The organism is Pseudomonas sp. EA_65y_Pfl2_P78 (genome assembly GCF_963970495.1).
Taxonomy (GTDB): domain Bacteria; phylum Pseudomonadota; class Gammaproteobacteria; order Pseudomonadales; family Pseudomonadaceae; genus Aquipseudomonas; species Aquipseudomonas baetica_A.
Genome location: NZ_CAXAON010000022.1, coordinates 57,299 through 83,560 on the forward strand (window position 1 = coordinate 57,299; position 26,262 = coordinate 83,560).

The 26,262-nt window shown below is 60.9% G+C and carries 19 protein-coding genes and 1 pseudogene; 4 read left to right on the forward strand and 16 right to left on the reverse strand.

All coding sequences use genetic code 11. The features are described from left to right. Positions 1 to 14: 14 nt before the first annotated feature. From hutH (AACY02_RS17210) to hutC, 9 genes are all read right to left on the reverse strand, one after another. Positions 15 to 1,547 (reverse strand): histidine ammonia-lyase, encoded by a 1,533-nt coding sequence (gene hutH / locus AACY02_RS17210; protein ID WP_339432978.1) that lies wholly within the window; start codon positions 1,545 to 1,547, stop codon positions 15 to 17. 116 nt (positions 1,548 to 1,663) lie between these two features. After that, on the reverse strand, positions 1,664 to 3,187 hold the full coding sequence (hutH, locus tag AACY02_RS17215; protein WP_339432979.1) for a histidine ammonia-lyase: 1,524 nt from the start codon (positions 3,185 to 3,187) through the stop codon (positions 1,664 to 1,666). Positions 3,188 to 3,321: 134 nt separating this feature from the next. Continuing rightward, positions 3,322 to 4,152, reverse strand: coding sequence for a quaternary amine ABC transporter ATP-binding protein (locus AACY02_RS17220; RefSeq protein ID WP_339432980.1), 831 nt, complete (start codon positions 4,150 to 4,152; stop codon positions 3,322 to 3,324). Further along, positions 4,149 to 5,000 carry an ABC transporter permease gene (locus tag AACY02_RS17225; RefSeq protein ID WP_221733120.1) on the reverse strand — a complete coding sequence of 284 codons (852 nt, stop codon included), beginning with the start codon at positions 4,998 to 5,000 and terminating at the stop codon, positions 4,149 to 4,151. Before AACY02_RS17225 ends, AACY02_RS17220 begins: the two co-directional genes overlap by 4 nt. 70 nt (positions 5,001 to 5,070) lie before the next feature. Beyond that, positions 5,071 to 6,039 (reverse strand): ABC transporter substrate-binding protein, encoded by a 969-nt coding sequence (locus tag AACY02_RS17230; RefSeq protein ID WP_339432981.1) that lies wholly within the window; start codon positions 6,037 to 6,039, stop codon positions 5,071 to 5,073. Between the two features lie 70 nt (positions 6,040 to 6,109). Next, the gene (locus AACY02_RS17235; RefSeq protein WP_339432982.1) at positions 6,110 to 7,582 is read right to left on the reverse strand and encodes a purine-cytosine permease family protein; all 1,473 of its coding nucleotides are present in this window, start codon (positions 7,580 to 7,582) and stop codon (positions 6,110 to 6,112) included. A gap of 174 nt (positions 7,583 to 7,756) precedes the next feature. Beyond that, entirely contained in the window at positions 7,757 to 9,439 is a 1,683-nt protein-coding gene (gene hutU, locus AACY02_RS17240) for a urocanate hydratase (protein ID WP_339432999.1), read from the reverse strand. Positions 9,440 to 9,868: 429 nt separating this feature from the next. After that, positions 9,869 to 10,438 carry a HutD/Ves family protein gene (locus AACY02_RS17245; protein WP_339432983.1) on the reverse strand — a complete coding sequence of 190 codons (570 nt, stop codon included), beginning with the start codon at positions 10,436 to 10,438 and terminating at the stop codon, positions 9,869 to 9,871. Continuing rightward, entirely contained in the window at positions 10,435 to 11,145 is a 711-nt protein-coding gene (gene hutC / locus AACY02_RS17250; protein WP_221733185.1) for a histidine utilization repressor, read from the reverse strand. Before hutC ends, AACY02_RS17245 begins: the two co-directional genes overlap by 4 nt. Before the next feature lie 145 nt (positions 11,146 to 11,290). On the opposite strand from hutC, the gene AACY02_RS17255 reads away from it, so the two are divergent. After that, entirely contained in the window at positions 11,291 to 12,655 is a 1,365-nt protein-coding gene (locus tag AACY02_RS17255; RefSeq protein WP_339432984.1) for a formimidoylglutamate deiminase, read from the forward strand. 122 nt (positions 12,656 to 12,777) lie between these two features. Here the strand turns inward: AACY02_RS17255 and AACY02_RS17260 are convergent, their stop codons facing one another. After that, positions 12,778 to 13,347 (reverse strand): lipocalin family protein, encoded by a 570-nt coding sequence (locus AACY02_RS17260; RefSeq protein ID WP_221733125.1) that lies wholly within the window; start codon positions 13,345 to 13,347, stop codon positions 12,778 to 12,780. Between the two features lie 30 nt (positions 13,348 to 13,377). After that, a complete protein-coding gene (locus AACY02_RS17265; protein WP_042557222.1) occupies positions 13,378 to 13,632 on the reverse strand; it encodes a lipoprotein in 255 nt (84 codons plus the stop codon). Between the two features lie 282 nt (positions 13,633 to 13,914). Between AACY02_RS17265 and AACY02_RS26065 the strand changes: the two are divergent. Both AACY02_RS26065 and AACY02_RS26070 read left to right on the forward strand, forming a co-directional pair. Continuing rightward, a pseudogene (locus AACY02_RS26065) lies at positions 13,915 to 14,949 on the forward strand (cache domain-containing sensor histidine kinase); the annotation flags it as partial. 93 nt (positions 14,950 to 15,042) lie between these two features. Continuing rightward, positions 15,043 to 15,807: a methyl-accepting chemotaxis protein gene (locus tag AACY02_RS26070; protein WP_445262002.1), complete on the forward strand. Its 765-nt coding sequence runs from the start codon at positions 15,043 to 15,045 to the stop codon at positions 15,805 to 15,807. Between the two features lie 100 nt (positions 15,808 to 15,907). Here the strand turns inward: AACY02_RS26070 and AACY02_RS17275 are convergent, their stop codons facing one another. From AACY02_RS17275 to AACY02_RS17295, 5 genes are all read right to left on the reverse strand, one after another. Further along, positions 15,908 to 16,510 (reverse strand): DUF924 family protein, encoded by a 603-nt coding sequence (locus AACY02_RS17275; protein WP_339432986.1) that lies wholly within the window; start codon positions 16,508 to 16,510, stop codon positions 15,908 to 15,910. Positions 16,511 to 16,513: 3 nt separating this feature from the next. Beyond that, a complete protein-coding gene (locus AACY02_RS17280) occupies positions 16,514 to 17,524 on the reverse strand; it encodes a class 1 fructose-bisphosphatase (RefSeq protein ID WP_187678860.1) in 1,011 nt (336 codons plus the stop codon). Positions 17,525 to 17,832: 308 nt separating this feature from the next. Continuing rightward, entirely contained in the window at positions 17,833 to 19,197 is a 1,365-nt protein-coding gene (locus AACY02_RS17285) for a DUF3999 domain-containing protein (protein ID WP_339432987.1), read from the reverse strand. After that, entirely contained in the window at positions 19,194 to 22,778 is a 3,585-nt protein-coding gene (locus AACY02_RS17290) for a DUF2339 domain-containing protein (protein WP_339432988.1), read from the reverse strand. Before AACY02_RS17290 ends, AACY02_RS17285 begins: the two co-directional genes overlap by 4 nt. A 254-nt stretch (positions 22,779 to 23,032) precedes the next feature. Further along, positions 23,033 to 25,483 (reverse strand): glycogen/starch/alpha-glucan phosphorylase, encoded by a 2,451-nt coding sequence (locus tag AACY02_RS17295; protein WP_339432989.1) that lies wholly within the window; start codon positions 25,481 to 25,483, stop codon positions 23,033 to 23,035. Positions 25,484 to 25,741: 258 nt separating this feature from the next. Between AACY02_RS17295 and AACY02_RS17300 the strand changes: the two genes are divergently transcribed. Then, positions 25,742 to 26,179: a YkgJ family cysteine cluster protein gene (locus tag AACY02_RS17300; protein ID WP_339432990.1), complete on the forward strand. Its 438-nt coding sequence runs from the start codon at positions 25,742 to 25,744 to the stop codon at positions 26,177 to 26,179. Positions 26,180 to 26,262: the final 83 nt, after the last annotated feature.

Consider the following 26,262-nt stretch of genomic DNA (forward strand, 5'->3'; position numbering starts at 1 on the left):
TCGGGAAAAGGCCATCACAGGCTCGGCAAAAGCCTGGCAGGAACCAGCTCGCTCAAGCAACGCGATGCCAACAACTCAGTCGCGGCATTGATGTCCGGCGCAAAGAACCGATCCTTCTCATAGAACGGCACTTCTTTACGCAAAATCGCCCGGGCCTGTTCCAGCTTCGCCGAGGTTTTCAGACCGTTACGCAAGTCCAGGCCCTGCGCCGCCGCCAGCCACTCCACCGCAAGAATCCCGCGGGTGTTCTCGGCCATTTCCCACAGACGCTTGCCGGCCGCCGGGGCCATCGAGACGTGGTCTTCCTGGTTGGCCGACGTCGGCAGGCTGTCCACCGAGTGCGGATGGGACAGCGCCTTGTTTTCGCTGGCCAGCGCTGCCGCCGTCACCTGGGCGATCATGAAACCGGAGTTCACGCCGCCATTGGCCACCAGGAACGGCGGCAGTTGCGACATGTGCTTGTCCATCATCAGCGAGATGCGGCGTTCGCTCAGCGAGCCGATTTCAGCGATGGCCAGGGCCATGTTGTCAGCGGCCATGGCCACCGGTTCGGCGTGGAAGTTACCGCCGGAAATCACATCGCCTTCAGCGGCGAACACCAACGGGTTATCCGACACGGCGTTGGCTTCGATCGCCAGCACTTCAGCCGCTTGACGGAACTGGGTCAGGCACGCGCCCATGACTTGCGGCTGGCAGCGCAGCGAGTAAGGGTCTTGAACCTTTTCGCAGTTCTGGTGCGAGTCGGATACTTCGCTGCGCTCACCGAGCAGATCACGGTAAGCGGCAGCGGCGTCAATCTGGCCTTTCTGACCACGGGCGGCGTGGATACGCGCGTCGAACGGCGAGCGCGAACCGAGCACCGCTTCAACCGTCAGACCGCCCAGCGCCAAGGCGCCAGCGAACAGGTCTTCACCTTCAAACAGACCGCGCAGCGCAAACGCAGTAGACACCTGAGTACCGTTGAGCAGCGCCAGACCTTCCTTTGCCGCCAGCGTCAGCGGCGTCAGACCGGCGACTTTCAGCGCTTCGGTCGCCGCCATCCACTCGCCCTTGTGCCGCGCCTTGCCCTCGCCCAGCAGCACCAGCGACATGTGCGCCAGTGGCGCGAGGTCGCCGGATGCGCCCACCGACCCCTTGAGCGGAATGTGCGGATAAACCTCGGCGTTGATCAGCGCGATCAGCGCATCGATCACCACACGGCGGATGCCGGAGAAACCACGGCTGAGGCTGTTGACCTTGAGCACCATAACCAGCCGCACCAGCGCATCGCTGATCGGCTCACCGACACCGGCGGCATGGGACAACACCAGCGAACGCTGAAGGTTTTCCAGGTCTTCGCTGGCGATGCGGGTCGAGGCCAGCAGGCCGAAACCGGTGTTGATGCCGTAGGCTGTGCGGTTCTCGGCGAGGATCTGCTCGACGCAGGCAACGCTGGCTTCGATCTGCGTTGATGCACTGTTGTCGAGGGTCAGCTTGACCGGGTTTTGAAAAACATCACGCAGTTGGGCCAGGCTCAGTTGGCCGGGGATCAGGTTCAGCGCAGTCATTTAAATGCTCCTTTTGAGAGTTTGTTATTAACTACCAGTCGCTCCGGAGCATTCCGTTATCCGTCGTTTCTCGTCTTGTGGACGATCCGCGCCTTGGCACGCTGGTATGGGTATTGTCAGTGCAGATTCGGTAAGACGTTGTGCAGCGCGTTCGTATCTTTCAAAACGCTCGCAGCGGCGGCGATATCCGGCGCCAGCCAGCGGTCCTGATCGTAGGCCGGGACTTTCTCACGCAGCAGGCACCACGCGATATCAGTGCCCGCGCCAAAACGCTGCTCTTTCAAGAATTCAAACGCCTGCGCCGCCAGCAGATATTCGATGGCGAGGATCTGCGTGCAGTTTTCCAGGGCGCGGTGCAGCTTCAGCGCAGCGTTGGTGCCCATGCTCAGGTGGTCTTCCTGCAAGCCTGAGGTGATGTAGTTGTCGAGCACCGCCGGCTGCGCCAATTGGCGGTTTTCGGCACACAGCGACGCGGCGACGTATTGCACGATCATCATCCCCGAGTTCACCCCCGGGTTGGCCACCAGAAACGCCGGCAAACCGCTGACGTGCGGGTTGACCAAGCGATCGAGACGACGTTCGGCAATCGAGCCGATTTCGGCCATGGCGATTGCCAGCAGATCCGCCGCCATCGCCACCGACTGGCCGTGCGGATTGGCTTGCGACATGACCCGGAAGTTATCCGGCGTACCAAGCAGCAACGGATTGTCGGTGCAGCCGTTGAGTTCGGCTTCGACCTGCTTGATCGCGTGCGCCAGTTGATCGCGCGCGGCGCCATGCACCTGCGGGATCGAACGGATACTCAAGGCGTCCTGCGTGCGAATGCCTTTGCTTGAGGCGATCACTTCACTGCCGTCGAGCAGGGCGCGCAGATTGACACCAACCTGCTGCATGCCCGGGTGCGGCTTGAGCGCGATGATCTCGGCATCGAACGCCGCAATCTGTCCGCGCTGGGCTTCGAAACTCATCGCGCCGATCACGTCGGCCCATTGCAGCAGACGCGTGGCATCGGCAATCGCCAGGCAACTGAGGCCGGTCATGCAAGGCGTGCCGTTGACCAGGCACAAACCGTCCTTCGCCCCCAGTGGCACCGGTTGCAGCCCCTCTTCGGACAACGCCTGTTGCGCCGAGGTGATCTGGCCGCGATAGCTGACATTGCCCACGCCCAGCAGCGCGATGCCGATGTGTGCCATGTGGGTCAGGTAACCCACCGAACCTTGCGACGGCACTTGCGGGGTGATGCCGCGATTGAGCAGCGCCAGCAGCCCTTCGACCACCCGCCGATGAATGCCGGATTTGCCGTGGCTGTAGTTGTGGATCGCCGCGCAGATGATCGCGCGGGTCTGTTCGTCAGGCAGTACCGGACCAACGCCGCAGGCGTGGCTGAGCAAGGTATTGCGCGACAACTGGCTGAGTTGTTCGTCTTTGAGCGAGACGTTGGACAACCCGCCCAGACCAGTGTTGACGCCATACGCGCGCTCGCCGCTTTCGACGATGCGCTGGACGATGGCCTGTGCGTTTTCGATGCGCGCCCAGGTCTCGCTCGACAACTCCAATTGCGCGCCGTGCCGGGCGACGGCGACCACGTCCTGCCAACGCAGGGGGCTGCCAGTGATAACGATTTTTTCAGCCTGGGACATCTAAAACCTCAACCGTAATATTGATGCAGCTTTACCGACGCCTTCGCGAGCAAGCCCGCTCCCACAGGGGACGCATTCCAAATGTGGGAGCGGGCTTGCTCGCGAAGGGGCCGGACCAGCCAACACAAAACTGCCTAAACCACCGCCGCCCGCCGCTGCACGAACCGGTCGACATATTCATCAGCCGGCGAATGCAGGATTTCTCTTGGCGTGCCGACCTGAATCAGCTTGCCGTCCTTGAGAATTGCAATGCGATTCCCGATGCGCACGGCTTCGTCGAGGTCGTGGGTGATGAAGACGATGGTCTTGTGCAGGGTCTTTTGCAGCTCCAGCAACTGGTCTTGCATCTCGGCGCGGATCAACGGATCCAGGGCGCTGAACGCTTCGTCCATCAGGATGATGTCGGTGTCCGCCGCCAGAGCCCGGGCCAGGCCGACACGCTGGCGCATGCCACCGGACAGTTGGTGCGGGTATTTGTTTTCGTAGCCCTTGAGGCCCACGGTATTGATCCAGTGCAGCGCACGCTCGTTACACATCTGCTTGCTCTCGCCACGCACTTTCAGGCCGTAGGCGACGTTGTCGAGGACGGTCTTGTGCGGCAGCAGGCCGAAGCTCTGGAACACCATGCTGATCTTGTGCCGACGAAATTCACGCAGGGCATCCATGTCGTATTGCAGGATGTCCACGCCGTCGACCAGGATCGCGCCGCTGGTCGGGTCGATCAGACGATTGAAGTGGCGCACCAGGGTCGATTTGCCCGAGCCGGACAGGCCCATGATCACGAAGATCTCGCCGGTGCCGATGCTCAGCGACAGGTCATTGACCCCGACCACGCAACCGGTTTCGCTCAGTACCTGATCCTTGGTCTTGCCCTGGCCGACCATCGCCAGTGCGTCCTTGGCACGGTTGCCGAAAATCTTGAAGACGTTTTTGACTTCGATCTTGCTCACGGTTGCGTCGTTCATTTGCTCACCTCATGCCGTGGCCGACCGTATGCCTGAGTAATGCGGTCGATGACCACTGCGAGAATCACGATCGCCAGACCGGCTTCGAGGCCGCGTCCGACGTTGAGGGTCTGAATGCCCACCAGTACGTCTTCACCCAGACCCCGGGCACCGATCATCGAGGCGATCACCACCATCGACAGGGCCATCATGGTGGTCTGGTTGATCCCGGCCATGATGCTTGGCAGGGCCAGCGGCAGTTGCACGCCGAACAGTTGCTGCCAGCGGTTGGCGCCGAAAGCGTTGATGGCCTCCATCACCTCGCCGTCGACCTGGCGAATGCCCAGATCAGTCAGGCGAATCAGCGGTGGTGCGGCGTAGATGACGGTCGCGAAAATCGCCGGCACCTTGCCCAGACCGAACAGCATCAGCACCGGGATCAGGTACACGAAGCTGGGCATGGTTTGCATGATGTCGAGCAGCGGCATCAACACCGAACGCAGGCGATTGCTGCGTGCCGAGAGAATCCCCAGCGGGATGCCGATCAGCACCGAAATGATCGTCGCGACCATCATCAGCGCCAGGGTTTGCATGAGCTTGTCCCACAGGCCGACAGCGCCCACCAGAAACAGCAAACCGACGATCACCGCGGTGGTCGCCACTTTGCGTGTGGCGTGCCAGGCCACGGCGCCGACGATCGCCAGCATCAACCACCAGGGTGCTGCACGCAGCATGCCTTCGAGGTTGACGATGGCCCACAGCAGCGTGTCGGAGATATGGCGGAACACATCGCCGTAGTTGGTGACCAGCGAATCGACCCAACCGTTGACCCAGTCGGCGATGGAAAAGGTAAAGCTTTCGGGAAACATAAGAGACTCTCAATCAAGGGGTTGCGATCAAGCGTCCGACTGCCGATGCCGGCAGCCGGAGAAGCTCAACCTACAAGGCCGCGTCGATTTTCCTGGCGGCGTCGTCGCTCACCCACTTGTGCCAGACTTCAGGATGTTCCTTGAGGAAGATTTTCGCCAGTTTTGGCGACTCGATACGTTCCTTCGCCATGCGTCCCAGGTTCTGGTTCAGCAGGTCGATCGGCAGGTTGACCTTTTCCAGCACGGCCACCAGTTCCGGGGCTTGCTCGTGGAAGGTTTTCGACAGGCCGACCTTGATGCTCACTGTCTTGTCGACGCCCGGTTTTTCTTCGAGCTTGACCGCGTCGATCTGGCCCATCAGCGGGGTCGGCGACCAGTAGTAGAACAGGATCGGTTCACCACGCTTGTAGCTCGACAACACCGCCGCATCCAGCGCCGGGCCGGTGCCCGGACGGAAGTTGGTGTAGCTGCTTTCCAGACCATAGCTTTTGAGCATTTCGCTGTTGTCCAGTTCGCAGGTCCAGCCAGCCGGGCAGTTGTAGAAACGGCCTTTGGAAGGTTCTTCAGCGTCCTTGAACACGGCGGCGTATTTGCCCAGGTCTGCGATGTTTTTCAGGTCCGGGGCTTTGGGCTCAAGCTTGCGCTTGGCGTCGCCTTCGATCACGTAGCGCGGCACGTACCAGCCTTCAACGGCGCCCACGATCGGCGCGCCGACACCAACGACCTTGCCGGCCTTCTCGGCCTTGTTCCAGACCTCGCTGCGGCCGACCCATTCTTCGGCGAACACTTGAATGTCGTTGCTGCTCAGGGCGTTTTCCATGGTGATGGAGTTGCCCGGCAAGCTATCGGTCTTGCAGTCGTAACCTTTCTCCAGCACCACTTGCAGCACGTCAGTCAGCAGCATGGCGCTTTCCCAGTTCAGCCCGGCGAATTTCACCGGTTTGCCCGATTCGCACCAGCCGGCCGCCTGGGTGGCGCCGGCACTGGCGAGCAGGCCCATCGAAAGCAGTGTGGTCAGCAGGGTCTTGTTCGATTTCATTGTCGTGACGCTCCTAATCATGAGTTGGGCTTACGGCAGTCAAGAGGCATCCAGCCCTGTCCACGTCCAATCAGGCCTGCGCCGCAGCGCGACTGGCCCTGTTTTTCTCAGGTTGTGCATGGCTGTCCTGCTCGACCGGCAGAATCAGGTGATCGGGCACCGTGCTGTGCCATTTTTTTGCGCACACGTAATAAAGGGCGGCGGGCAGCACCAGGCCGATGATCCAGGAAATATCCACATCGCCGAGGGCGGCCACCAGCGGGCCGGTGTAGAACTTGGTGGAAATGAACGGCAGTTGCACCAGCACACCGAACACATAGACGCTGATACCGAGGACGTTCCAGCGGCCGTAGCGACCATTTGGATCGGCCAGTGCCGGCACGTCATAGCGCTCGCGGGTGATGCAGTAGTAGTCGACCAGGTTGATCGCGCTCCAAGGCGTGAAAAACGCCAGCAGGAACAGAATGAAGGACTTGAACGCACCAAGGAACGAGTGCTGACCGAGCAATGCGATCAGCGTTGCCGCCCCGACGATGACCACCACGAAAACCAGACGCTGCAAGCGCGACACCGTCAGGTGGCCACGGAAACCGCTGATGATGGTCGCGATGCACATGAAGCTGCCGTAGGAGTTCAGCGTCGAGATGGTGACCTTGCCGAACGCGATGCTGAAATACAGCAACGCAGCGGTGGCACCGGTTCCGCCCAGACCGACGATATAAGCCACTTCATGGCCGGCGAACTGGCCGTTGGCTGAAGCGGCAGCGAACACACCAAGGATCATCGCCACTTGTGCGCCAATCACCGAACCGGCGCCCGCAGCGAAAAAGGTTTTCACCGCTGACGTCTTGCTCGGCAGGTAGCGTGAGTAGTCCGCCACGTAAGGGCCGAAAGCGATCTGCCAGGACGCCGCGAGCGACACCGCCAGCAAAAAACTGCTCCAGCTAAAGTGACGGATTTGCAGGAGTGCACCGACGTCGGTCTGGCTCATCAGACGCCAGAACAGAAATACGAAAGCAATCACGCCAATGACGCTGGCGACGCGGCCAATCCAGTGGATCACCCGATAACCCATCACCGTGACCAGCACGATGACACTGGCGAAGATCAGAATGCCGACGCTGTCGCTGACGCCAAACAACTGGCCCAGCGCCTGGCCGGAAAGCACCGTGCCCGTAGCGGTGAAACCCAGATACATCAGGCACACCAACACAATCGGGATGGCCGCGCCATAAACGCCGAACTGCACACGGCTGGAAATCATCTGCGGCAGACCGAGCTTCGGCCCTTGCGCCGCATGCAGTGCCATCACCCCGCCGCCCAGCAGTTGACCGATCAACAGACCGATCAACGACCAGAACACATCACCGCCCAGCACCACGGCCAACGCCCCGGTGACAATCGCAGTGATTTGCAGGTTGGCACCCATCCACAGGGTGAATTGGCTAAACAGACGACCGTGTCTTTCCGCTTCCGGGATGTAGTCGATCGAACGCCTTTCGATCAACGGTTTGTTGCCTGCACGATCAGGGTTAACAGCCATGATTCAACCTCTGTGGATTGTTATTCGAGTTCACTGAGCGTCTTGCGTGGGTTGCTTTTGGTGGGAGCGGGCTTGCTCGCGAAGGGGTCGGCACATTCGAAACATGTGCTGATTGATCCACCGCATTCGTGAGCAAGCCCACCCCCACCCAAAGCATTTCCCACAGAGTTGCGTTTATTGACCGGTAATCATCGGCAGGTTCAGGCCCTGTTCCTTGGCGCAGTCGATGGCGATCTGGTAACCGGCATCGGCGTGACGCATGACACCCGTGGCCGGGTCGTTGTGCAGCACGCGGGCGATACGCTCGGCCGCTTCGTCCGTACCGTCGCAGACAATCACCATGCCCGAGTGCTGGGAGAAGCCCATGCCCACGCCGCCGCCGTGGTGCAGGGACACCCAGGTCGCGCCGCTCGCGGTGTTGAGCAGAGCGTTGAGCAGAGGCCAGTCGGACACGGCGTCGGAACCGTCCTGCATCGATTCGGTTTCACGATTCGGGCTGGCCACCGAGCCGGAATCGAGGTGATCACGACCGATCACGATCGGCGCCGACAACTCGCCGCTACGGACCATTTCGTTGAATGCCAGACCCAGCTTGGCGCGCAGGCCCAGGCCAACCCAGCAGATACGCGCCGGCAAGCCCTGGAAGCTGATGCGCTCACGGGCCATGTCCAGCCAGTTGTGCAGGTGGGCGTCGTCCGGGATCAACTCTTTGACCTTGGCGTCGGTTTTGTAAATATCCTGTGGATCGCCCGACAGGGCCGCCCAACGGAACGGACCGATGCCACGGCAGAACAGCGGACGGATATAGGCCGGTACGAAACCCGGGAAGTCGAATGCGTTTTCAACACCTTCTTCCTGAGCCATCTGACGGATGTTGTTGCCGTAGTCGAAGGTCGGGATGCCTTGCTTCTGGAATTCCAGCATCGCTTTGACGTGCACGGCCATCGACTGCTTGGCGGCTTTGATCACAGCGGCCGGTTCGGTCTTGGCGCGGGCGCGGTATTCGTCCCAGCTCCAGCCGGCCGGCAGGTAGCCGTTGAGTGGGTCGTGGGCGCTGGTCTGGTCGGTGACCATGTCCGGGCGCACGCCACGCTTGACCAGTTCCGGCAAAATTTCAGCGGCGTTGCCCAGCAGCGCGATGGAAATCGCTTTACCTTCTTTGGTGTACTTGTCGATGCGCGCCAGGGCGTCGTCGAGGTCAGTGGCTTGCTCGTCGACGTAACGGCTTTTCAGGCGGAAATCGATGCTGACCTGCTGGCATTCGATGTTCAGCGAGCAAGCGCCGGCCAGGGTTGCGGCCAGAGGCTGAGCGCCACCCATGCCGCCCAGCCCGGCGGTCAGGACCCACTTGCCGGTAAGGTTGTCGTTGTAGTGCTGACGACCGGCCTCAACGAAGGTTTCGTAGGTGCCCTGGACGATGCCCTGGCTGCCGATGTAGATCCAGCTGCCGGCGGTCATCTGGCCGTACATGGCCAGGCCTTTGGCGTCGAGTTCGTTGAAATGCTCCCAGCTCGCCCAGTGCGGGACGAGGTTGGAGTTGGCGATCAGTACGCGCGGGGCGTTGCTGTGAGTCTTGAACACGCCGACCGGCTTGCCGGATTGCACCAGCAGGGTCTCGTCGTCATTGAGATTGGTCAGGCTCTCGACGATCTTGTCGTAGCACTCCCAGTTACGCGCCGCACGACCGATGCCACCGTAGACCACCAGTTCTTTCGGGTTCTCGGCCACTTGCGGATCAAGGTTGTTCATCAGCATGCGCAGCGGCGCTTCGGTCAGCCAGCTTTTGGCGGTCAGCTTGTTACCGCGTGCAGCACGGATTTCGACGTCACGGTGCTTTGTAAAAGGGGCAGCGGTCATTTTGTTGTCAGTCACGAAAAAGACTCCTCAGCGATCAATTCAAACCAACCCTGGCAGTGGGCAAGCAGCCTGTGCGCTTCAATGCGCGCAAGCGAATCAGTGGACGCTGCAGAGAGTCTCGAGCGACTCATACGCATACGTCTTTACTTGTACATACAAGCATATGCAATCAAGCGGCCAACTTGTTGAAGGGCGGCTCAAGAAACATAGCGGACGAGGCTGGAGGACGCCTGAATCAAGGGTTCTGGCGTGGGTTAAATTTTTCGCGGGGGTGTGTTTGGGGCATTGCGAGAGGGTTACGAAAGCGTGGTGTTGCGCCACGCTGGGGCGTTCGGTAACAAATTGGTGCGCCGGGGAAACAAGAAGTGTGAATACATGGGTGGCGAGGGGATTTACTCCCTCGCCACAGGATGTGTGACCCGATTCAGGTCAGCGTGCTGTCAGCTCGATTACGCAGCAACCGCCATCGACGGAGATTTCAACCAACCCGGTGTTACCGTCCAGTTGCAGGCAATCATGCCGGCCAAGTTGTGCCCTGTCCTCACCGACTGTCACTTGCAGCAACTCACTGACACTGAACACCAGCAGCGTCCCCGCCGAGCTGAAAAACCGCTGCGCGCCGTCCAGCCATTGCAAACGTGCGCTGTAGCGCTGCGGAGCATAGATCAGGTTGAAATCGCGAATCGCCCCGCCAAGCAACGTACAGGACACTTGGCTTTCACCTCCGAAAGCGAACGGGTCGAGGGGTAACAGAGGCTGGGTGTCGTCACCGTCCACACACAAGGTCATGCCGTCACCCTGCAACACGGTGATCACCCGTTGATAACCGGCGAAGGTCGAAAAACCGCCCGACTCCGCGATATCGGCAATCGACAGGCGCCAGCCAAAACCCTCCAGACCTGCGCCCGCATCGCGGGTGATTTCTTCAGTGCTGCCGCCGCCGTTCTTCCACGGCATGCGCGGGTAGCCTTCGGCGCGTAAAACTTTCAAACCATTCATTTATGAAAGCGTCCTTCCAGACGATGACGAGAACCTGGGTGAATCAGACGCGCAGCCGTCACCGGTTGACGCCCCGACCAGGTGCGGCGGCGAATCAGCAGGCACGGCTCGCCTTTCTCGATCTGCAGCAACTTGCACTCCGACGGCTCGGCAAGAATCGCTTCAACCACATGCTCGCCCTCGGTCAGCGGCGCGACCTGGTTGAGGTAGGCGTAAGGCGTTTGCAGGGTGAAGTCCTGCTTCAAGTATTGCGGGGCGACCAGCGCGTTGACGAAACGGTCCTCGATTTGCACCGGGATGTCGTTTTCGTAATGCACGATCAGCGAGTGAAAGACTTTCTGCCCTTCGCGCATGTCCAGCGCCAGCGCCCGCTCGGAACCGGCGGCCTCTTCTTCAAGGGTGATGACCTGGCAAGTATGGCGATGACCACGGGAGGCGATTTCATCAGCGATGTTGTGCACTTCAAACAGCGCGGACTGGCTCTTCGGTTCGGCGACAAAAGTGCCGACACCTTGCATGCGCACCAACAGGCCGTCGGCGGTCATCTCGCGCAGCGCGCGGTTGATGGTCATGCGGCTGAAACCGAGTTGATTGACCAATTCGCTTTCCGACGGCACGCGGTAGTGCGGCGGCCAGTTACCGCTGTCGATCTGCTGGGTGATCATCTGTTTGACACGCGCGTACAAGGGCGCCGGACTGTCGCCCATGTTCGCGGCCAACGGGGAAACTGGAGGCGGAGTCGGCACGGTGGATCCTTGTTCGTCGGTAGAGGTTGCTAGCTTGCCGGAGTTTACCGAGCAGGCAAACATCTGTATATGTATATACAAATAACACACGATGGGGTGCTGAACCATGTCCGCTTTCTTTGCCGAACGCGCGCTGCTGCCTAACGGATGGGCCAATCATGTACGTCTTGAGGTCAGCGCTGATGGCGTGTTGACCCAAATCCAGGCCGATTCCACCGCAGAGGGCGCCGAACGGCTGAGCGGGCCGTTGCTGCCGGGGATGCCCAATCTGCACTCCCACGCGTTCCAGCGGGCGATGGCCGGGCTGGCCGAAGTGGCCGGCAATCCCAACGACAGTTTCTGGACCTGGCGCGATCTGATGTATCGGCTCGTCGGAAAAATCAGCCCGGATCAACTCGGCGTGATCGCCCGACAGCTGTACATCGAAATGCTCAAGGCCGGTTACACCTCGGTGGCCGAATTTCATTACGTACACCACGACAGCAAGGGTCAGCCGTACGCCGACCCGGCCGAACTGGCGTTGCGCATCAGTCAGGCCGCCAGTGACAGCGGCATCGGCCTGACGCTGCTTCCGGTGCTCTACAGCCATGCAGGTTTCGGCGGCCAGCCCCCGAATGACGGCCAACGCCGCTTCATCAACAGCAGCGAAAACTACTTGAAGCTGCAATCACGTTTGCAGCCGCTGTTGGCACAGCAAAAGGCGCAATCGTTGGGTCTGTGCTTCCACTCGTTGCGCGCGGTCACCCCGCAGCAAATCAGCGAAGTGCTGGCGGCCAGTGACAAGCAGTGCCCGGTGCACATCCACATCGCCGAGCAGCAAAAGGAAGTCGATGACTGCCTGAGCTGGAGCGGGCGCCGCCCCCTGCAATGGCTCTATGAAAACACCGAAGTCGATCAACGCTGGTGCCTGGTCCATGCCACTCACGCCAATCCGGAAGAAGTCACGCTAATGGCCAAGAGTCGCGCCATCGCCGGTTTGTGCCTGACCACCGAGGCCAACCTGGGCGACGGGATTTTCCCGGCCGTGGACTTCCTCGCTCAAGGTGGCCGCCTGGGTATCGGCTCTGACAGCCATGTGTCACTCAGCGTGGTGGAAGAATTGCGTTGGCTGGAATACGGCCAGCGTCTGCGTGATCAACGACGCAACCGCTTGTATGGCGCGGATCAGCCGATGGTCGGGCGCACGTTGTACGACGCCGCGCTGGAGGGCGGTGCTCAGGCACTGGGGCAACCAATTGGAGCGCTTGAAGTCGGTAAGCGGGCGGACTGGATTGTGCTCGATGGCAATGATCCGTACCTGGCGACGGCCAATGGCGACGGGATTCTGAATCGCTGGTTGTTTGCCGGCGGTGATCGTCAGGTGCGTGACGTGCTGGTTAATGGCCAGTGGGTGGTGCGCGATGGGCGGCATGCGGGGGAAGAAGACAGTGCGCGAGCCTTCACTCAAGTCCTGCGCGAGCTTTTAGGCTGACACAACGCAAAAAATGTGGGAGCGGACTTGCTCGCGAAAGCGGTGTATCGGTCAACACTTGCGTCGACTGACACGCCCTCTTCGCGAGCAAGCCCGCTCCCACATTTGATAGGCGGTGCTGGTTAATTCGACGTCTTGGCCATCTGCCGATCCGTGGTGCGCCAGATCAGTCGAGTGGTGTCGTAACCCTGCTGCCGCGCCTTGCTCAGCAGATCCTCACGCACCACGCCGTTGACAGTCGGCGTACGCGACAACAACCACATGTACTTGCGACTCGGGTCGCCGACGATGGCGGTCTTGTAGTCATCGCTGACGTACAACACCCAGTATTCACCCTTCGCCACACCCGGTATCAACCGTGAGAACCAGGTGTCGAACTCGACCCACAGCTTGTCGGTCTTGCCCGGAACCTGCGGATAAGCCGTACCCTTGACCTCTTGCCACTCCCAGTCTTTTGTCAGGCAGCGGTTGAACACCCCCATGTTGCCGTCGGGCTGAAGGGTGTAGCGAGCTTCGGATTGCGCGCAATGGCGCTGGAAATACATCGGCAAGCGCGCCAGTTCATACCAGGTGCCTTGGTAACGCTTGAGATTGACGCTGTTGACGGTTTTCGGCGCCAAAGGGTCCACGCCGGACGTGGCGCAGCCGGCCAGTACCAGGCCGGCAAAAAGGATTAGCAATAACCGCTTCATTCTTCTTCTCCGTGGGCGCGAAGCCCCGGTTTACTTCAGGCCTTGGCCGGAAAACATCAGCACTTTGTCACCGGCGTACTGCACGCTGATAAAGCTGTTCTTGTCGCCCCAGGTGCAACTGGACATGCCGAGCGCGCCCGAGCAATCGGTGGGTTTGCCGAGCAAGGTTTCAACCTCGGCCTTGGCCATGCCGGCCGAAAGCTTGGCATAGTTTTCCTGATTGACCTTGCTGCATGCGGCCAACAGCACGCAAAACGACAGCAGGGCGATAGATCGCAGCGACATGGTGTAACTCCTGGAGCGAGGGGGGGATGGCAGGGTGCCAACCAGAAGCTTAGAAGAGAAAACCCTCTTCTGGTTCCCTTCCAAGTTGGCTATTTATATGGCCACTCGTCCGGCATTTACCGGAAAATCAGGCACTTCGTGCGGCTATTGAGCATTTCGTCGCCTTTCATCAAAGCCGCCTAATCTTTGGCGCGCAGCGGTCGAAACAAGAGCAGCGCAAAGCCCCCAGATGTGGCAAATTGCCGCCATTTCTTGACCAGCCCCTTCGCGGTAGCTCATTCGATGACCAGAAACCTGAAATTCAGCCACAAAATCTTGTTGGCTGCCGCCCTCGTGGTGGCCGTTGCGTTCGCCTGTTTCATCTTTTTCAATGACTACCGACAACGCGAAGCCCTGAACAGCAGCACCGAAGCCTCGATGCAGGAACTGGGCAGCCTGACCACCAGCAACATCCAGACCTGGCTGGAAAGCCGCATCCAATTGCTGCAATCGCTGGCCCAGCAAGTTGTCGCCGACGGCAACGCGCCCGCCAGCCTGAAACGCATCATCGACCTGCCCGCCTACACCGGTAACTTCCAGCTCAGCTACTTCGGCGGCGCGGATGGCGTGATGTTCTCGGTACCGGCCGGCAACCGCGCACCGGATTACGACCCGCGCGCCCGTGGCTGGTACAAAGCGGCCGACAGTGCGCAGCAAACCATCGTCACCGAACCGTACATCGCCGCCTCGTCGGGCAAACTGGTCATCACTGTTGCCACCCCGGTGCAGCGCCAGGGCCAGATGATTGGCGTCGCCGGTGCCGATATCGATCTGAGCAGCGTCAGCGCAATCATCAACTCGCTGAACTTCGGCGGCCATGGTCACGCATTTATCGTCAGCGCCGATGGCAAAATCCTGATCCACTCGGACAGCAAACTGGTGCTCAAGACCCTCGCCGAGGCCTATCCGAACGGTGCGCCAAACGTCAGCCCCGGTTTGAAGGAAGTCGAGTTCGGCGGCAAGACGCAGTTGATCTCCTTCACCCGCGTCAATGGCGTGCCATCGGCTGACTGGTACGTGGCGCTGGTGCTGGATAAAGACACCGCGTTCGCGATGCTCAGCGAATTCCGCACCTCGGCGCTGATTGCCATGGTCATCGCCGTGGTGATCATCATCGCCCTGCTCGGCATGCTGATCCGCGTGCTGATGCAACCACTGCTGACCATGGGCCGCGCGATGCACGACATCGCAGAAGGCGAAGGCGACCTGACCAAACGTCTGATGATCCACGGCAACGATGAGTTCGGCGCGCTGGGCACATCGTTCAACCGGTTCGTCGAACGTATCCACACCTCGATCCGCGAAGTGGCCTCCGCGACCGGCCAGGTCAACGAAGTCGCCCTGCGCGTGGTCGCCGCGTCGAACTCGTCGATGTACAACTCCGATCAGCAAGCGAGCCGTACCAACAGCGTCGCCGCCGCGATCAACCAACTCGGAGCCGCCGCCCAGGAAATCGCCCAGAATGCCGCCCTCGCCTCGCAGCACTCCAGCGACGCGCGCAGCCTAGCCGTCGACGGTCAGCAGGTGGTGGATAAAACCATCCACGCCATGCAGCAGTTGTCGGCGAAGATCAGCGACTCCTGCGGCAACATCGAAACCCTGAACAGCAACACGGTGAACATCGGCCAGATTCTGGAAGTGATCACCAGCATTTCGCAGCAGACCAACTTGCTCGCGCTCAACGCCGCCATCGAAGCGGCCCGTGCGGGTGAGGCTGGGCGTGGTTTCGCTGTGGTCGCGGATGAAGTGCGCAACCTCGCACACCGCACCCAGGATTCGGCGCAGCAAGTGCAGGGCATGATCGAGGAGCTGCAAGTCGGCGCCCGTCAGGCCGTCAACATCATGACCGAGAGCCAGCGTGAGAGCGAAAGCAGCGTCGGCATCGCCAACCAGGCCGGCGAACGCCTTGGCAGCGTCACCCAGCGCATCGGCGAGATCGACGGGATGAACCAGTCGGTGGCGACTGCGACTGAAGAGCAGACGGCAGTGGTCGAGTCGATCAACGTCGAGATCAACGAGATCAACACGCTGAATCAGGAAGGTGTGGAGAACTTGCAGGCGACGTTGCGGGCGTGCTCGGATCTGGAGCAGCAAGCGGCGCGTCTCAAACAATTGGTGGGTAGCTTCAGGATCTAAGGCGCTGCCACTGGCCCCTTCGCGAGCAAGCCCCACATTGGAATGCATTTCAGTGTGGGAGCGGGCTTGCTCGCGAAAGCAGCATCAGCCGCACTGAGATCTAAAATCTGGAACCCGGCCCGCAAAGAAACGCCAACTCCTCAGCCGTAGACTCGCGCCCCAACACCGCATTGCGATGCGGAAACCGCCCAAACCTTGCAATCACTTTCTGATGCCGCTCGGCATAATCCAGATTGTCGGCAAACACCGCACGCTCTGCCTCCGGCTGCTCAGCCACCAGACCGATAAACCGCGAAACCGCTTCGTTCTGCACCGCAAGGTTTTCGCAGTGTTCGAACACCAGATAGATGAATACCCGTTGAATCGGCTTCAGTTGCCGGTCGAAATCCGCAGCAATGCCTTGCGCGACAAGTTGCTGCGCGCGCAGATCGCCAGCGAATGCTTTGGGAGAATCGCGAAAGATCATTCGCGGCAGTTGATCGAGCAACAGCACCACCGCCAGCCAACCTTCGGGACATTGCGTCCACTCGGTCAGTTCGCCCGCCAGGGCCTGATCGACAAAGACCCCGAACCGCTCACGCGCTTCGAGGTCCTGGCTGTCTTTCTTGCCGAACCACAGCTTGCCCTTGTCAGCCGAAACCTCGTCCGGTGATTCGGCGTGACCGAACCACCAATCGAGCAACGGTTGCCAAGGCGCGTTCATGGCTTAAGCCTTGTGGTAGGCCGTGGCGCGTGCGACTTCTTCTTTCGAACCGAGGAACACCGCAACACGCTGGTGCAGACCTTCCGGCTGAATGTCGAGGATACGCTGGTGGCCGTCGGTGGACGCGCCGCCCGCTTGTTCCACCAGGAACGACATCGGGTTGGCTTCGTACATCAGACGCAATTTGCCCGGCTTGGACGGCTCGCGGCTGTCGCGCGGGTACATGAACAGACCGCCACGGGTCAGGATGCGGTGCACGTCGGCAACCATCGCCGCGACCCAACGCATGTTGTAGTTCTTTTTCAGTGGACCTTCTTCGCCGGCCAGCAACTCGTCGACGTAGCGCTGCACCGGAGCTTCCCAGTGACGCTGGTTGGACATGTTGATGGCGAACTCCTGGGTGGACTCAGGAATGGTGATGTCTTCGTGAGTCAGCACGAAGCTGCCCATTTCGCGGTCCAGGGTGAAGCCTTTGACGCCGTCGCCCAGGGTCAGTACCAGCATGGTCTGAGGCCCGTAGATCGCGTAACCGGCAGCGACCTGCTCGGTGCCTGGCTGCAGGAAAGCTTTTTCGTTCAGCGCTTCGTTCTGGCTCAGGTATTCGTTCGGGCAACGCAATACCGAGAAAATGGTGCCGACCGGGGCGTTGATGTCGATGTTCGACGAACCGTCCAGTGGGTCGAACACCAGCAGGTAGGCGCCTTTCGGGTACTTGCCCGGGATCTGGTAGGCATTGTCCATTTCTTCGGACGCCATGCCGGCCAGGTGACCGCCCCATTCGTTGGCTTCGAGCAGAATCTCGTTGGAGATCACATCGAGCTTCTTCTGCACTTCGCCTTGTACGTTTTCAGTGCCCATGCTGCCCAGAACACCGCCCAGGGCGCCTTTGGACACGGCGTGGCTGATTTCCTTACAGGCACGCGCCACCACTTCGATCAGGAAGCGCAGATCGGCAGGAGTGTTGTTGCTGCGGGTCTGCTCAATCAAATAGCGACTCAAGGTAACGCGGGACATGGACGGCTCCGGTGGAATGGTGGGCTGAAAACCCGCGCAGTTTACAGGGAGTCTGAAAACGTAGCGAGCAAAGACGCCCGGTAACGTGCGTTGGGGTGCAATTGCATCTATCAGACGTGATCGGGCCCGGAGAGTTCAGGCACCGGATTTAGCGTAGTTGGAAACGGGATGGATGGTAGCCCGGTTTTTTTTCGACCGATTGGCCGTCTTCGCGAGCAAGGGATCTCCCTTGAATACAGACTTGTGTCCACTGAAGATCAACTGTGGGAGCGGACTTGCTCGCGCATGGCGCGCAGCGCCAGCCATTCTCAGGACTTGGCGGGAGGTTTACGCAGCAGACTCGCCGCCATCACTCCAAGGAACACCACACTCAACAACAACACCGCCCACAGCCCCAACTTCTTCCAGTTGGTTTCAACGACTGCCGTAGTGGCTGTTGTCGAGGCGGGCGTGTTGATGGCTTGGCCCTGCACCGTCGCCTTACCCAACGTCGCCAGTTTCTGCGGTTTGAAATCGGGAATCAGCGTAGCCAGCGGCAGGTTCGCCGTTTTCACCGTCGGATTGCCCAGCGCCAGGCTGTACGGCCCTGCGCCACGCGCCAGAAAGACCACCTGCGTCGCCCGCACTGCGTATTTCAAGCTCGGCGCCTGCTCTCCCAAGCCGCCGCCGCGCTCATCTACGGTCAGTTTCAACTGCTGAACGGGCTGCCCGTAAAGCGACATTTCGTTCTGCACCACGTCCTGATCATTCTGCGTCAGGCGATACAGCAAGCCACTGCTCAACGTCTGCCACGGCAGACTACTCTCGCGCCGCCCCGCCAACGTCACCGGTGCCAGGCTGTTCGGCTCTTTGAGTTCAACCTGCACCCGTTCGACGTTCAGCCCCATCGGCAACTGCCAGGTGTATTCCCCGGCCTTGGTGCTGCTGCCGGCCAGGTCCTGCGACCAGACCAACGGCAGCGGCAAATTGCGCGGGTCGCTGCTTTTCACTTGCGCCAACGTCAGGTTCGGCGCCGAGTTCGGTGAATCCCACAGCAAGCGCACATAACGCGCCGACTGCCCCGGCAGCGTCACTTCATGCTGCTCGATTCGCTCGTCGGAAAAGGTCAGCCGTGCGACCTGCCCCTCGCCCCAGGCCTGCCAATGCTGCAAGTCATCACTGGCCTCAATGCTGAAGCGCTGAAAGCCGTCGCGCTCGCTGGTCCAGTCGAGAATCAATTGCTGCAACGGCGCTTTGATCGCGCTCGCGTCGAGCAACCACCCGCGCAGCACTTCTTCGCCCGCCTCCAATTGGCTGGACGGCTGCACCTCGACCAGCGTGCCGTTGGTGGTCGATTGCACGCGCACGTTCGGTGCGCGCTCCGAGGCGTCGGCGGCGTTGTACAGCGGGAACCACTTCACGTCATGCAACTGCCCGTCGTCGCGGGTCTGCGCCGATTCGCGGGCCAAGGCGTAAGCCTGCGGTTCGCCGGCGGCGTTGAATACGCGCAGATCGCTGAGATCGGTCTGGCGCGCCTGCAATTGCACATTCAGCGGCAGTTCGAGGCGGTACCACGGGCCGTTGCCACTGACGGTCAGCGGCACCTGCGTGGCGAAGTCCGCCGGTTTTTCCTGGGCGCCAGCCGTCATCACCACGCCCAACGCCAACCAACCCAGATTCAGCATACGACTCAAGATGAAACTCCTTCGGTGTCCGGGGCCGGTTTGTCCGCCACCGGGTCAGCTTCGGTGCGTTTGGGCGGCAGCGGCGCGAAGTAGCCGACCACCAGCAGCAACACGCCAACGCCGATAAACGAGACGATCCGGGCGAGGCCGCCACGGTTGCTCAATTCGACAAAAATCAGTTTGGCCACCACCAGCGCAATCAGCGCCGCGCCGATCAGCCACACTTGGCGGCGATGACGCAGATGCCCGCCGATCATCAGTCCCAGCGCCATCAGCGTCCAGACAATGGACAACCCGGCCTGCACCAGCATCGACGCCAGCAACTGATCGAGTTCGAAGGGGATCCCGGCCCAATGATGTGCGGCGCGAGTCACCAACGCGGTGCAGAAGGCGAACAGCGAAACTCCGGCGATCAGTTGCGTGGCGTAATCGGCGTAGTCCTGTCGGATCGACAACTGCGACACCGTGCTGCGCGACCAGACATAAACGCCGAACAGCGCAAACAGCAGGCCCAGTTCCAGCGGGTTGAGCAGCGGCACGTAAGGCAGCGGTTCGGCGTTGCCATCGCTGATCCCGTTGGCCAGCCAGAACCAGCCGAGCATCAACACCGCCAACGGTGCAGCGGCGTACAAGCGGTACTGGCGGGCAAACGCGGCGACGGGCCAAGGCCAATTGCGCGGTGCGGCCGCCAGCAACAGATACAGGCTCGGCAAAATCGCCCAGCCCAACCAACGCCAAGCGTTGTATTGCTCGGACAACAGCAGCAAGCCGTAGCGCAGTTCCAGCGCCAGCACGCCGATCAATAGCCAGCAGCCCAGCACATGCGCAGTGCTCAAGGCCTGCGCCGGCAGCATCGGCGCCAAGCGCCGCAAGCTGAGGAAATGCACCGCGAACACCACAGCCCACGCCAGCCAGCCGACGTCTGCCGCCGGGTGATAACGCGAATGCCAAGCCATGAGCAAAACCAGCCCGGCGGCCGGCATCAACAAGGTGCACAGCAAACCCAGCGCCGGCCATTTCAAGCGCAGTGACAGCAGCGTCCACAATGCCACACTCAGTGCCGCGACCAGCAACAGCAGAGAGTCTTCAAGATTCACTGGCGCAAAGCCCAGCACTTCATTGACCCACGCGAACGTCCACCAACCGGCGCCCCACACCAGCAACACCTCGGACAAACGCTGCAAACTCAACACATCAAACGCCGACGCATGATGACCCAGTTGCAGGCGCCAAGCGCCGATCATCGCGGCCAGGCTCAGCACCAACGGCGTCCAGAATCCGCCGTGCGCCAACGGCTTGGAACCTTCACTGGCCAACGGCCCAAGCCACTCGGAACCGGCGAGCAAAAACGCCGCGCCGCCGATCACCTGCAACAGCAGACCGAAGACAAAACTCACTCGCTGCTTGAGGTACAGGCTCAGCCAGATGATCAGCAAACCGCTGGCGGCCCACACCGCACTCGCGGTCTGCCACGGCAGCACGAACAGCACCGCCAGATTGATCAGCACCAGACCGGCCAGCAGCACCACCGACAAGCCGCGCAGCAGACGCACATCGGCGTGCACCATCTCATCGCGAGCGGCCAGCAACATGCCGGCGATCAGGGCCAGTCCGATCAAGGAGGCACTGAGCAAACCGCTCCAGCCGGCGCTGAAAACCGCGGCCGAATCTACGCCCCCGCCTTGCAAGCGCAGCAGGAACAACGCGCCACCCAGCAGTTGCACGGCAAACGCCGTGAACAGGAACGTGCGCGATTGCAGGCGCAGACCGACGAACAACGTCGCCAGACCGGCCAGCGCCCAACTGATCGCCGTGCCCTGGATGAAGAAGTACAGCGGCGCCAGCAGGTAAAGGCACGTCAGGCCCAGGCACGCCAGCACCGGCAGACCTTGGCGTTCCCAAGGCGAGGCCTGTTCCGGCGTGGCTTTGCGCAGTTGATAGAAGCTGAACAACAACGCGACGCCGAGCATCAGCGCACCTAACGGTGCCCCATCGAGCAGACTGCTCTCGCCGATGCGCAACTGACTGAGGAACGCCAGCGCCGACCCCAGTTGCAACAGCAAAGCAAAGGCCCGGGCGAAGGGGCGATGCTGACGCAAGCCGAGCCAGAAAATCCCCGCGCCCTCCACTGCCCACGCCGCAGACGTCCAACGTGCATCGAGCCCGAGCGGAATCGCCAGACTGGCAAAAATCACCCCCAGCGCCAGACAGGTTTCGCCCAGCAGCACGGCACGCCCGCCCATCAACACTTTGGCCAGGCCCATGTAGATCATGCCCAGTGCGAGGGCGCTGAATGCCGCCGCGAACTCCAGATGCTGCACCAGCGCAAACTGCAAACCAAAGCCGACAATCGGCGGGCCGAACAGCATCGTCCCATCGACGTAGTCACCCTTGCGCGCCGACCAGTGCAGCAGCGCCTCACGGTCGCCGTCTGCCGGAGCATCAGGCATGTCGAGTAGTTTTCGGCGGGCGAACAACAAGCCAATGGCCAGGTACATCAGGAAGAACAGAATCAGAAACGGCTCGGTGCTCCACAAAAGCTGCGGCGCATAAGAACGCAGCCCCCAGGCGAAACCGATGCCAAAGGTGCCAACGAAGCCAATCAGGTTGAGCAGGCGCCAGGCCTTGAACCAGGCGATGGCGAAGATGCCGGCGTTGAGCAGCGCGAAATAACTGAACAGCGCGACATGGTTGCCAGCGCCGGTCGAAGTCAGAATCGGTGCAGCGAAACCGCCGAGCGCGGCGACACACGCCAGCGCCAGGGCGTCCTGGGTAATCGCCAGAATCGCCGAGAACACCGTGACCGCCACCAGCAAGCCCAGCGCGGCCGACGGCTCCAGTAACGGATGCAGGCGCATCGCCGCAAACACTGTCAGGTACAACACCGCGATGCCGGTGCCTTGCAGCATCAACGCATAACTGCTGTTGCGGTGCCGCAGCCACCAGCCCAGCGCCAGCAAGCCCAGTGCCGCGGCAGCGACCCCGGCGTAACGCAGTTCGATCGGCACCACCATGCCTTCGGTGGCATAGCGCAGCAGAAACGCCAGGCCGAAGAACAACAGCACCACGCCAACGCGCAGCACGGTGTTGCCACCGAACAGCCAGTTGCGTGCCGCGCTGATGCCACGCTCGATCAAGTTCGGGCCACGGGGCTCGGCGGGTTGTTGAGGTTCGGTGGTCACGGCTTCGAGGCGCCAGACGTCGTCCGGCAGCGGTTGGCTGGTTTCCTCGGCAGCGGCAGAGATCGGTTCGAGTTCGGGCGGCAGTTCCCAAACCAGTTCGGACACCGGCGCCTGTTCAACGATGTTTTGGGGTTCGACGACAGGTTCACTGGCCGGTGCCGCACTCGACGGCGGTGCGGCTTGCACGGGCGTGCCTTCGAGCAGAAACAGCCGCTGCTCGACCGCCTGCAAGGCGACCTTTGCCTGTTCAAGTTGACGCTGTTGTTCGGCGGCCTGTGTGCCGATCCGGGCGATGCGCAGCGTTTGCCCACTCGCAAGTCCCAGCAGAGCACCCAACAGCGCCGTGCTGAACGACTCGTCAAGCAGCCAGCCGAGCACCAGCCCGATCAACATGAACATCCATTGCATGGTCGATATCCCTAAGCGGCCCCGTAAAGGGGCAATCCCGGCAGTTGCTTCAGTCTAGGCACAATCTAACGGTGGGAGCGGGCTTGCTCGCGAAGGCGTCGTCAGTCGATATTAAAATTGACTGATGCACCGCTTTCGCGAGCAAGCCCGCTCCCACCGGGGTCTTGTGGTGACTGATACATCCGGTAACCGGCGCTCAGTATATCGATGCCGCCCAACAAACGTTGGGCCTTACGCACATTTGTTGCGCAAAGTTACTCCAGCGCTTTCCAGATATCCGTGGCGTACTCGCGAATCGTCCGGTCGGAGGAGAACCAGCCCATCCGCGCCGTGTTGAGCACCGCCGAACGCCACCATTTATTGCTGTCGTGCCAAAGCTCTTCAACGCGCTTCTGCGCCTCCCAGTAGGAGTCGAAGTCGGCGCAGACCAGGAACCGGTCGTAATCGACCAGCGAGTCGATCAGCCCTGTATAACGCGAGGTGTCGTCCGGCGAGAACACGCCGCTGCGGATCGCTTGCAGCACATCGTTGAGGCGATGGGACGCGGCGATGTCCGGCGCAGCGCTGAACTCGTGGTTCTGTTTACGCGCTTCGACCTGCTGGGCGCTGAGGCCGAAGATGAACATGTGCTCGGCGCCAATACGCTCGCACATCTCCACGTTGGCGCCGTCCAGCGTACCGATGGTCAGGGCACCGTTGAGGCCGAACTTCATGTTGCTGGTGCCTGAAGCCTCGAAACCGGCGGTGGATATCTGCTCGGACAAGTCCGCCGCCGGAATAATGCTCTCCGCCAGACTGACGTTGTAATTGGGCAGGAACACCACTTTCAGCAAGCCACGCACGGTCGGGTCGTTGTTCACCACCCGGGCGATGTCGTTGGTCAGTTTGATGATCAGCTTGGCCTGGTGATAACTGGCCGCCGCTTTACCGGCGAAAATTTTCACTCGCGGCACCCAGTCGATTTCAGGCTCGGCGCGGATCGCCTGATACAACGCCACGGTGTGCATCAGGTTGAGCAACTGGCGTTTGTATTCATGGATCCGTTTGACCTGCACATCGAACATCGCCGCCGGGTTGACCGCGATCCCCAGCCGTTCGTGAATCAGATAAGCCAAGGCCTTTTTGCTGTGTAACCGCTGCTCGGCGAAGGCTTTGCGAAAGGCCGGTTTTTCTGCGAACGGTTCGAGGTCGAGCAGGCGTTCTTCCGGCTTGTCCAAAATATCCGGGCCAAGCGCATCGACCAGCATCGAGGTCAATTCGGCGTTGGCCTGGAACAGCCAGCGGCGGAAGGTGATGCCGTTGGTTTTGTTGTTGATCCGCTCCGGGTAGAGCTTGTGCAATTCGGCAAACACGGTTTTGCGCATCAGTTGCGTGTGCAGCCCTGACACGCCGTTGACGCTATGCGAACCGAGGAACGCGAGGTTGCCCATGCGCACCCGGCGGCCGTTGTCCTCTTCGATCAGCGACACCGCACGCAGTACGTCGAAGTCGTGAATACCCTTGGCCCGCAATGAATCGATGTGCTGGGCATTGATCAGGTAAATGATCTGCATGTGCCGCGGCAGCATGCGCTCCATCAAACCCACCGGCCAGGTTTCCAGCGCTTCGGGCAGCAAGGTGTGGTTGGTATACGACAGCGTGTCCACGGTGACCTGCCACGCCGCATCCCACGCCACGTCGTAGACGTCGACCAGTTGGCGCATCAGTTCGGCGACGGCAATTGACGGGTGGGTGTCGTTGAGCTGAATGGCGGCGTGATCACCCAGGGTCAACACCGAGGTGTGCATGTTGCGATGACGACGGAGCAAGTCCTGCAAAGATGCGGCGACGAAGAAATATTCCTGGCGCAGACGCAGTTCTTGCCCCGCTTCGGTGCTGTCCGCCGGATAGAGCACGCGGGAGATGCTTTCGGCACGAGCCACCTCGGCCACGGCGCCCAAGTGGTCACCGGCGTTGAAACGTTCCAGGTGCAGATCTTCCATGGCCCGAGCCCGCCACAGGCGCAAGGTGTTGACGCTTGCCCCGCGCCAGCCGACGACCGGCGTGTCATAGGCAATCGCCCGAACGGTTTCGGCCGGCGACCAGACTTGCCGGGTCTTACCACTGGCATCGGTGACGGTTTCAACGCTGCCACCAAAACCGATGGCGTAGACGACTTCCGGCCGCTCGAACTCCCACGGGTTACCGAAATCCAGCCAGTGTTCGGTCTGTTCCTGCTGCCAGCCGTCGACGATGGCCTGACGGAACAAGCCGTGTTCATAACGAATGCCGTAGCCATGGCCGGCGATGCCGAGGGTGGACATGCTTTCCATGAAGCACGCAGCCAATCGTCCGAGACCGCCATTACCCAGCGCTGCGTCAGGCTCCAGCAGGCGAATGCGTTCCAGATCGACACCCAGTTCGGTCAGCGCCTCTCGGGCAACGTCGAGCAGACCGAGGTTGCTCAGGCTGTCGTAAAGCAAGCGGCCGATGAGGAATTCCAGCGAGAGGTAATACACCCGCTTCTGGCCTTTGCGGTAGATCTGCCGGGTGTGATCCATCCAGTGCTCGACCATGTGATCGCGCGCCGCCAGGGCAATGGCTTCGAACCAGTCATGGTCAAAGGCGTGATCGGGGTCTTTGCCCACCGCGTAGGTGAGTTTGGTCAGGACGGCGTCGCGGAATGCGGCCACCTCTGCTTCGCGAACTAATGGTTCTTGAGTCATCGATACGACCTCGGGCGAGCGGGGAATTGTCTGAGCCTAGACGGTCTGACCGACGGTAGCGGCTCTGGTTCGGCGGTATTTCCCGGGACTGTGAGATAGCCCGGCAATCGCTTGGCATCTCCCCCAATGAATGCAGGGGCCGTGCCGACTTGTCCGGTCAAATGGCGGCCTATAGAAAAAATCTGGCGAAAGGTTGTTCAAAAATTCACCCGTCCCGGTATGATCGCGCGCCCTGATGCATACGCCTGGTAACTCCCGATGATGAAGCCCAACCTGATTGCCGCCGCCGAGATCGATCGTCTCGATACGTGGGCCAAATACTCGGCCCCGATGTGCGGCTCTTGTGTCTCCAGCTGCTGCACGCTGCCGGTCGAGGTGAAGATCAAGGATCTGGTGCGCATCGGCGTGGTCGACGAGTTCGAGTTGGGCGATCCGCCGAAAAACATCGCCAAGCGCCTGCAAAAGGAAGGACTGGTCGAGCGCTTCAATCAGAAGTCGGGGATCTTCACCCTGCAGCGCATGAGCAACAACGATTGCTACTACCTGGATCGTAAGTCGCGCCTGTGCACCATTTATGACAAGCGCCCGGACACCTGCCGCAATCACCCCAGGATTGGGCCGCGACCGGGGTATTGCGCGTACAAGCCGAAGGAAGTGGTGCGCGAGCAGAATTTCCGCGCGATCGAGAAGTTTTGATCGTTACTGAGATTTTCGGCGGCTGATCGGCCGCCCTCGCGAGCAAGCCCGCTCCCACAGTAGATTCTCGGTGAACACAAATC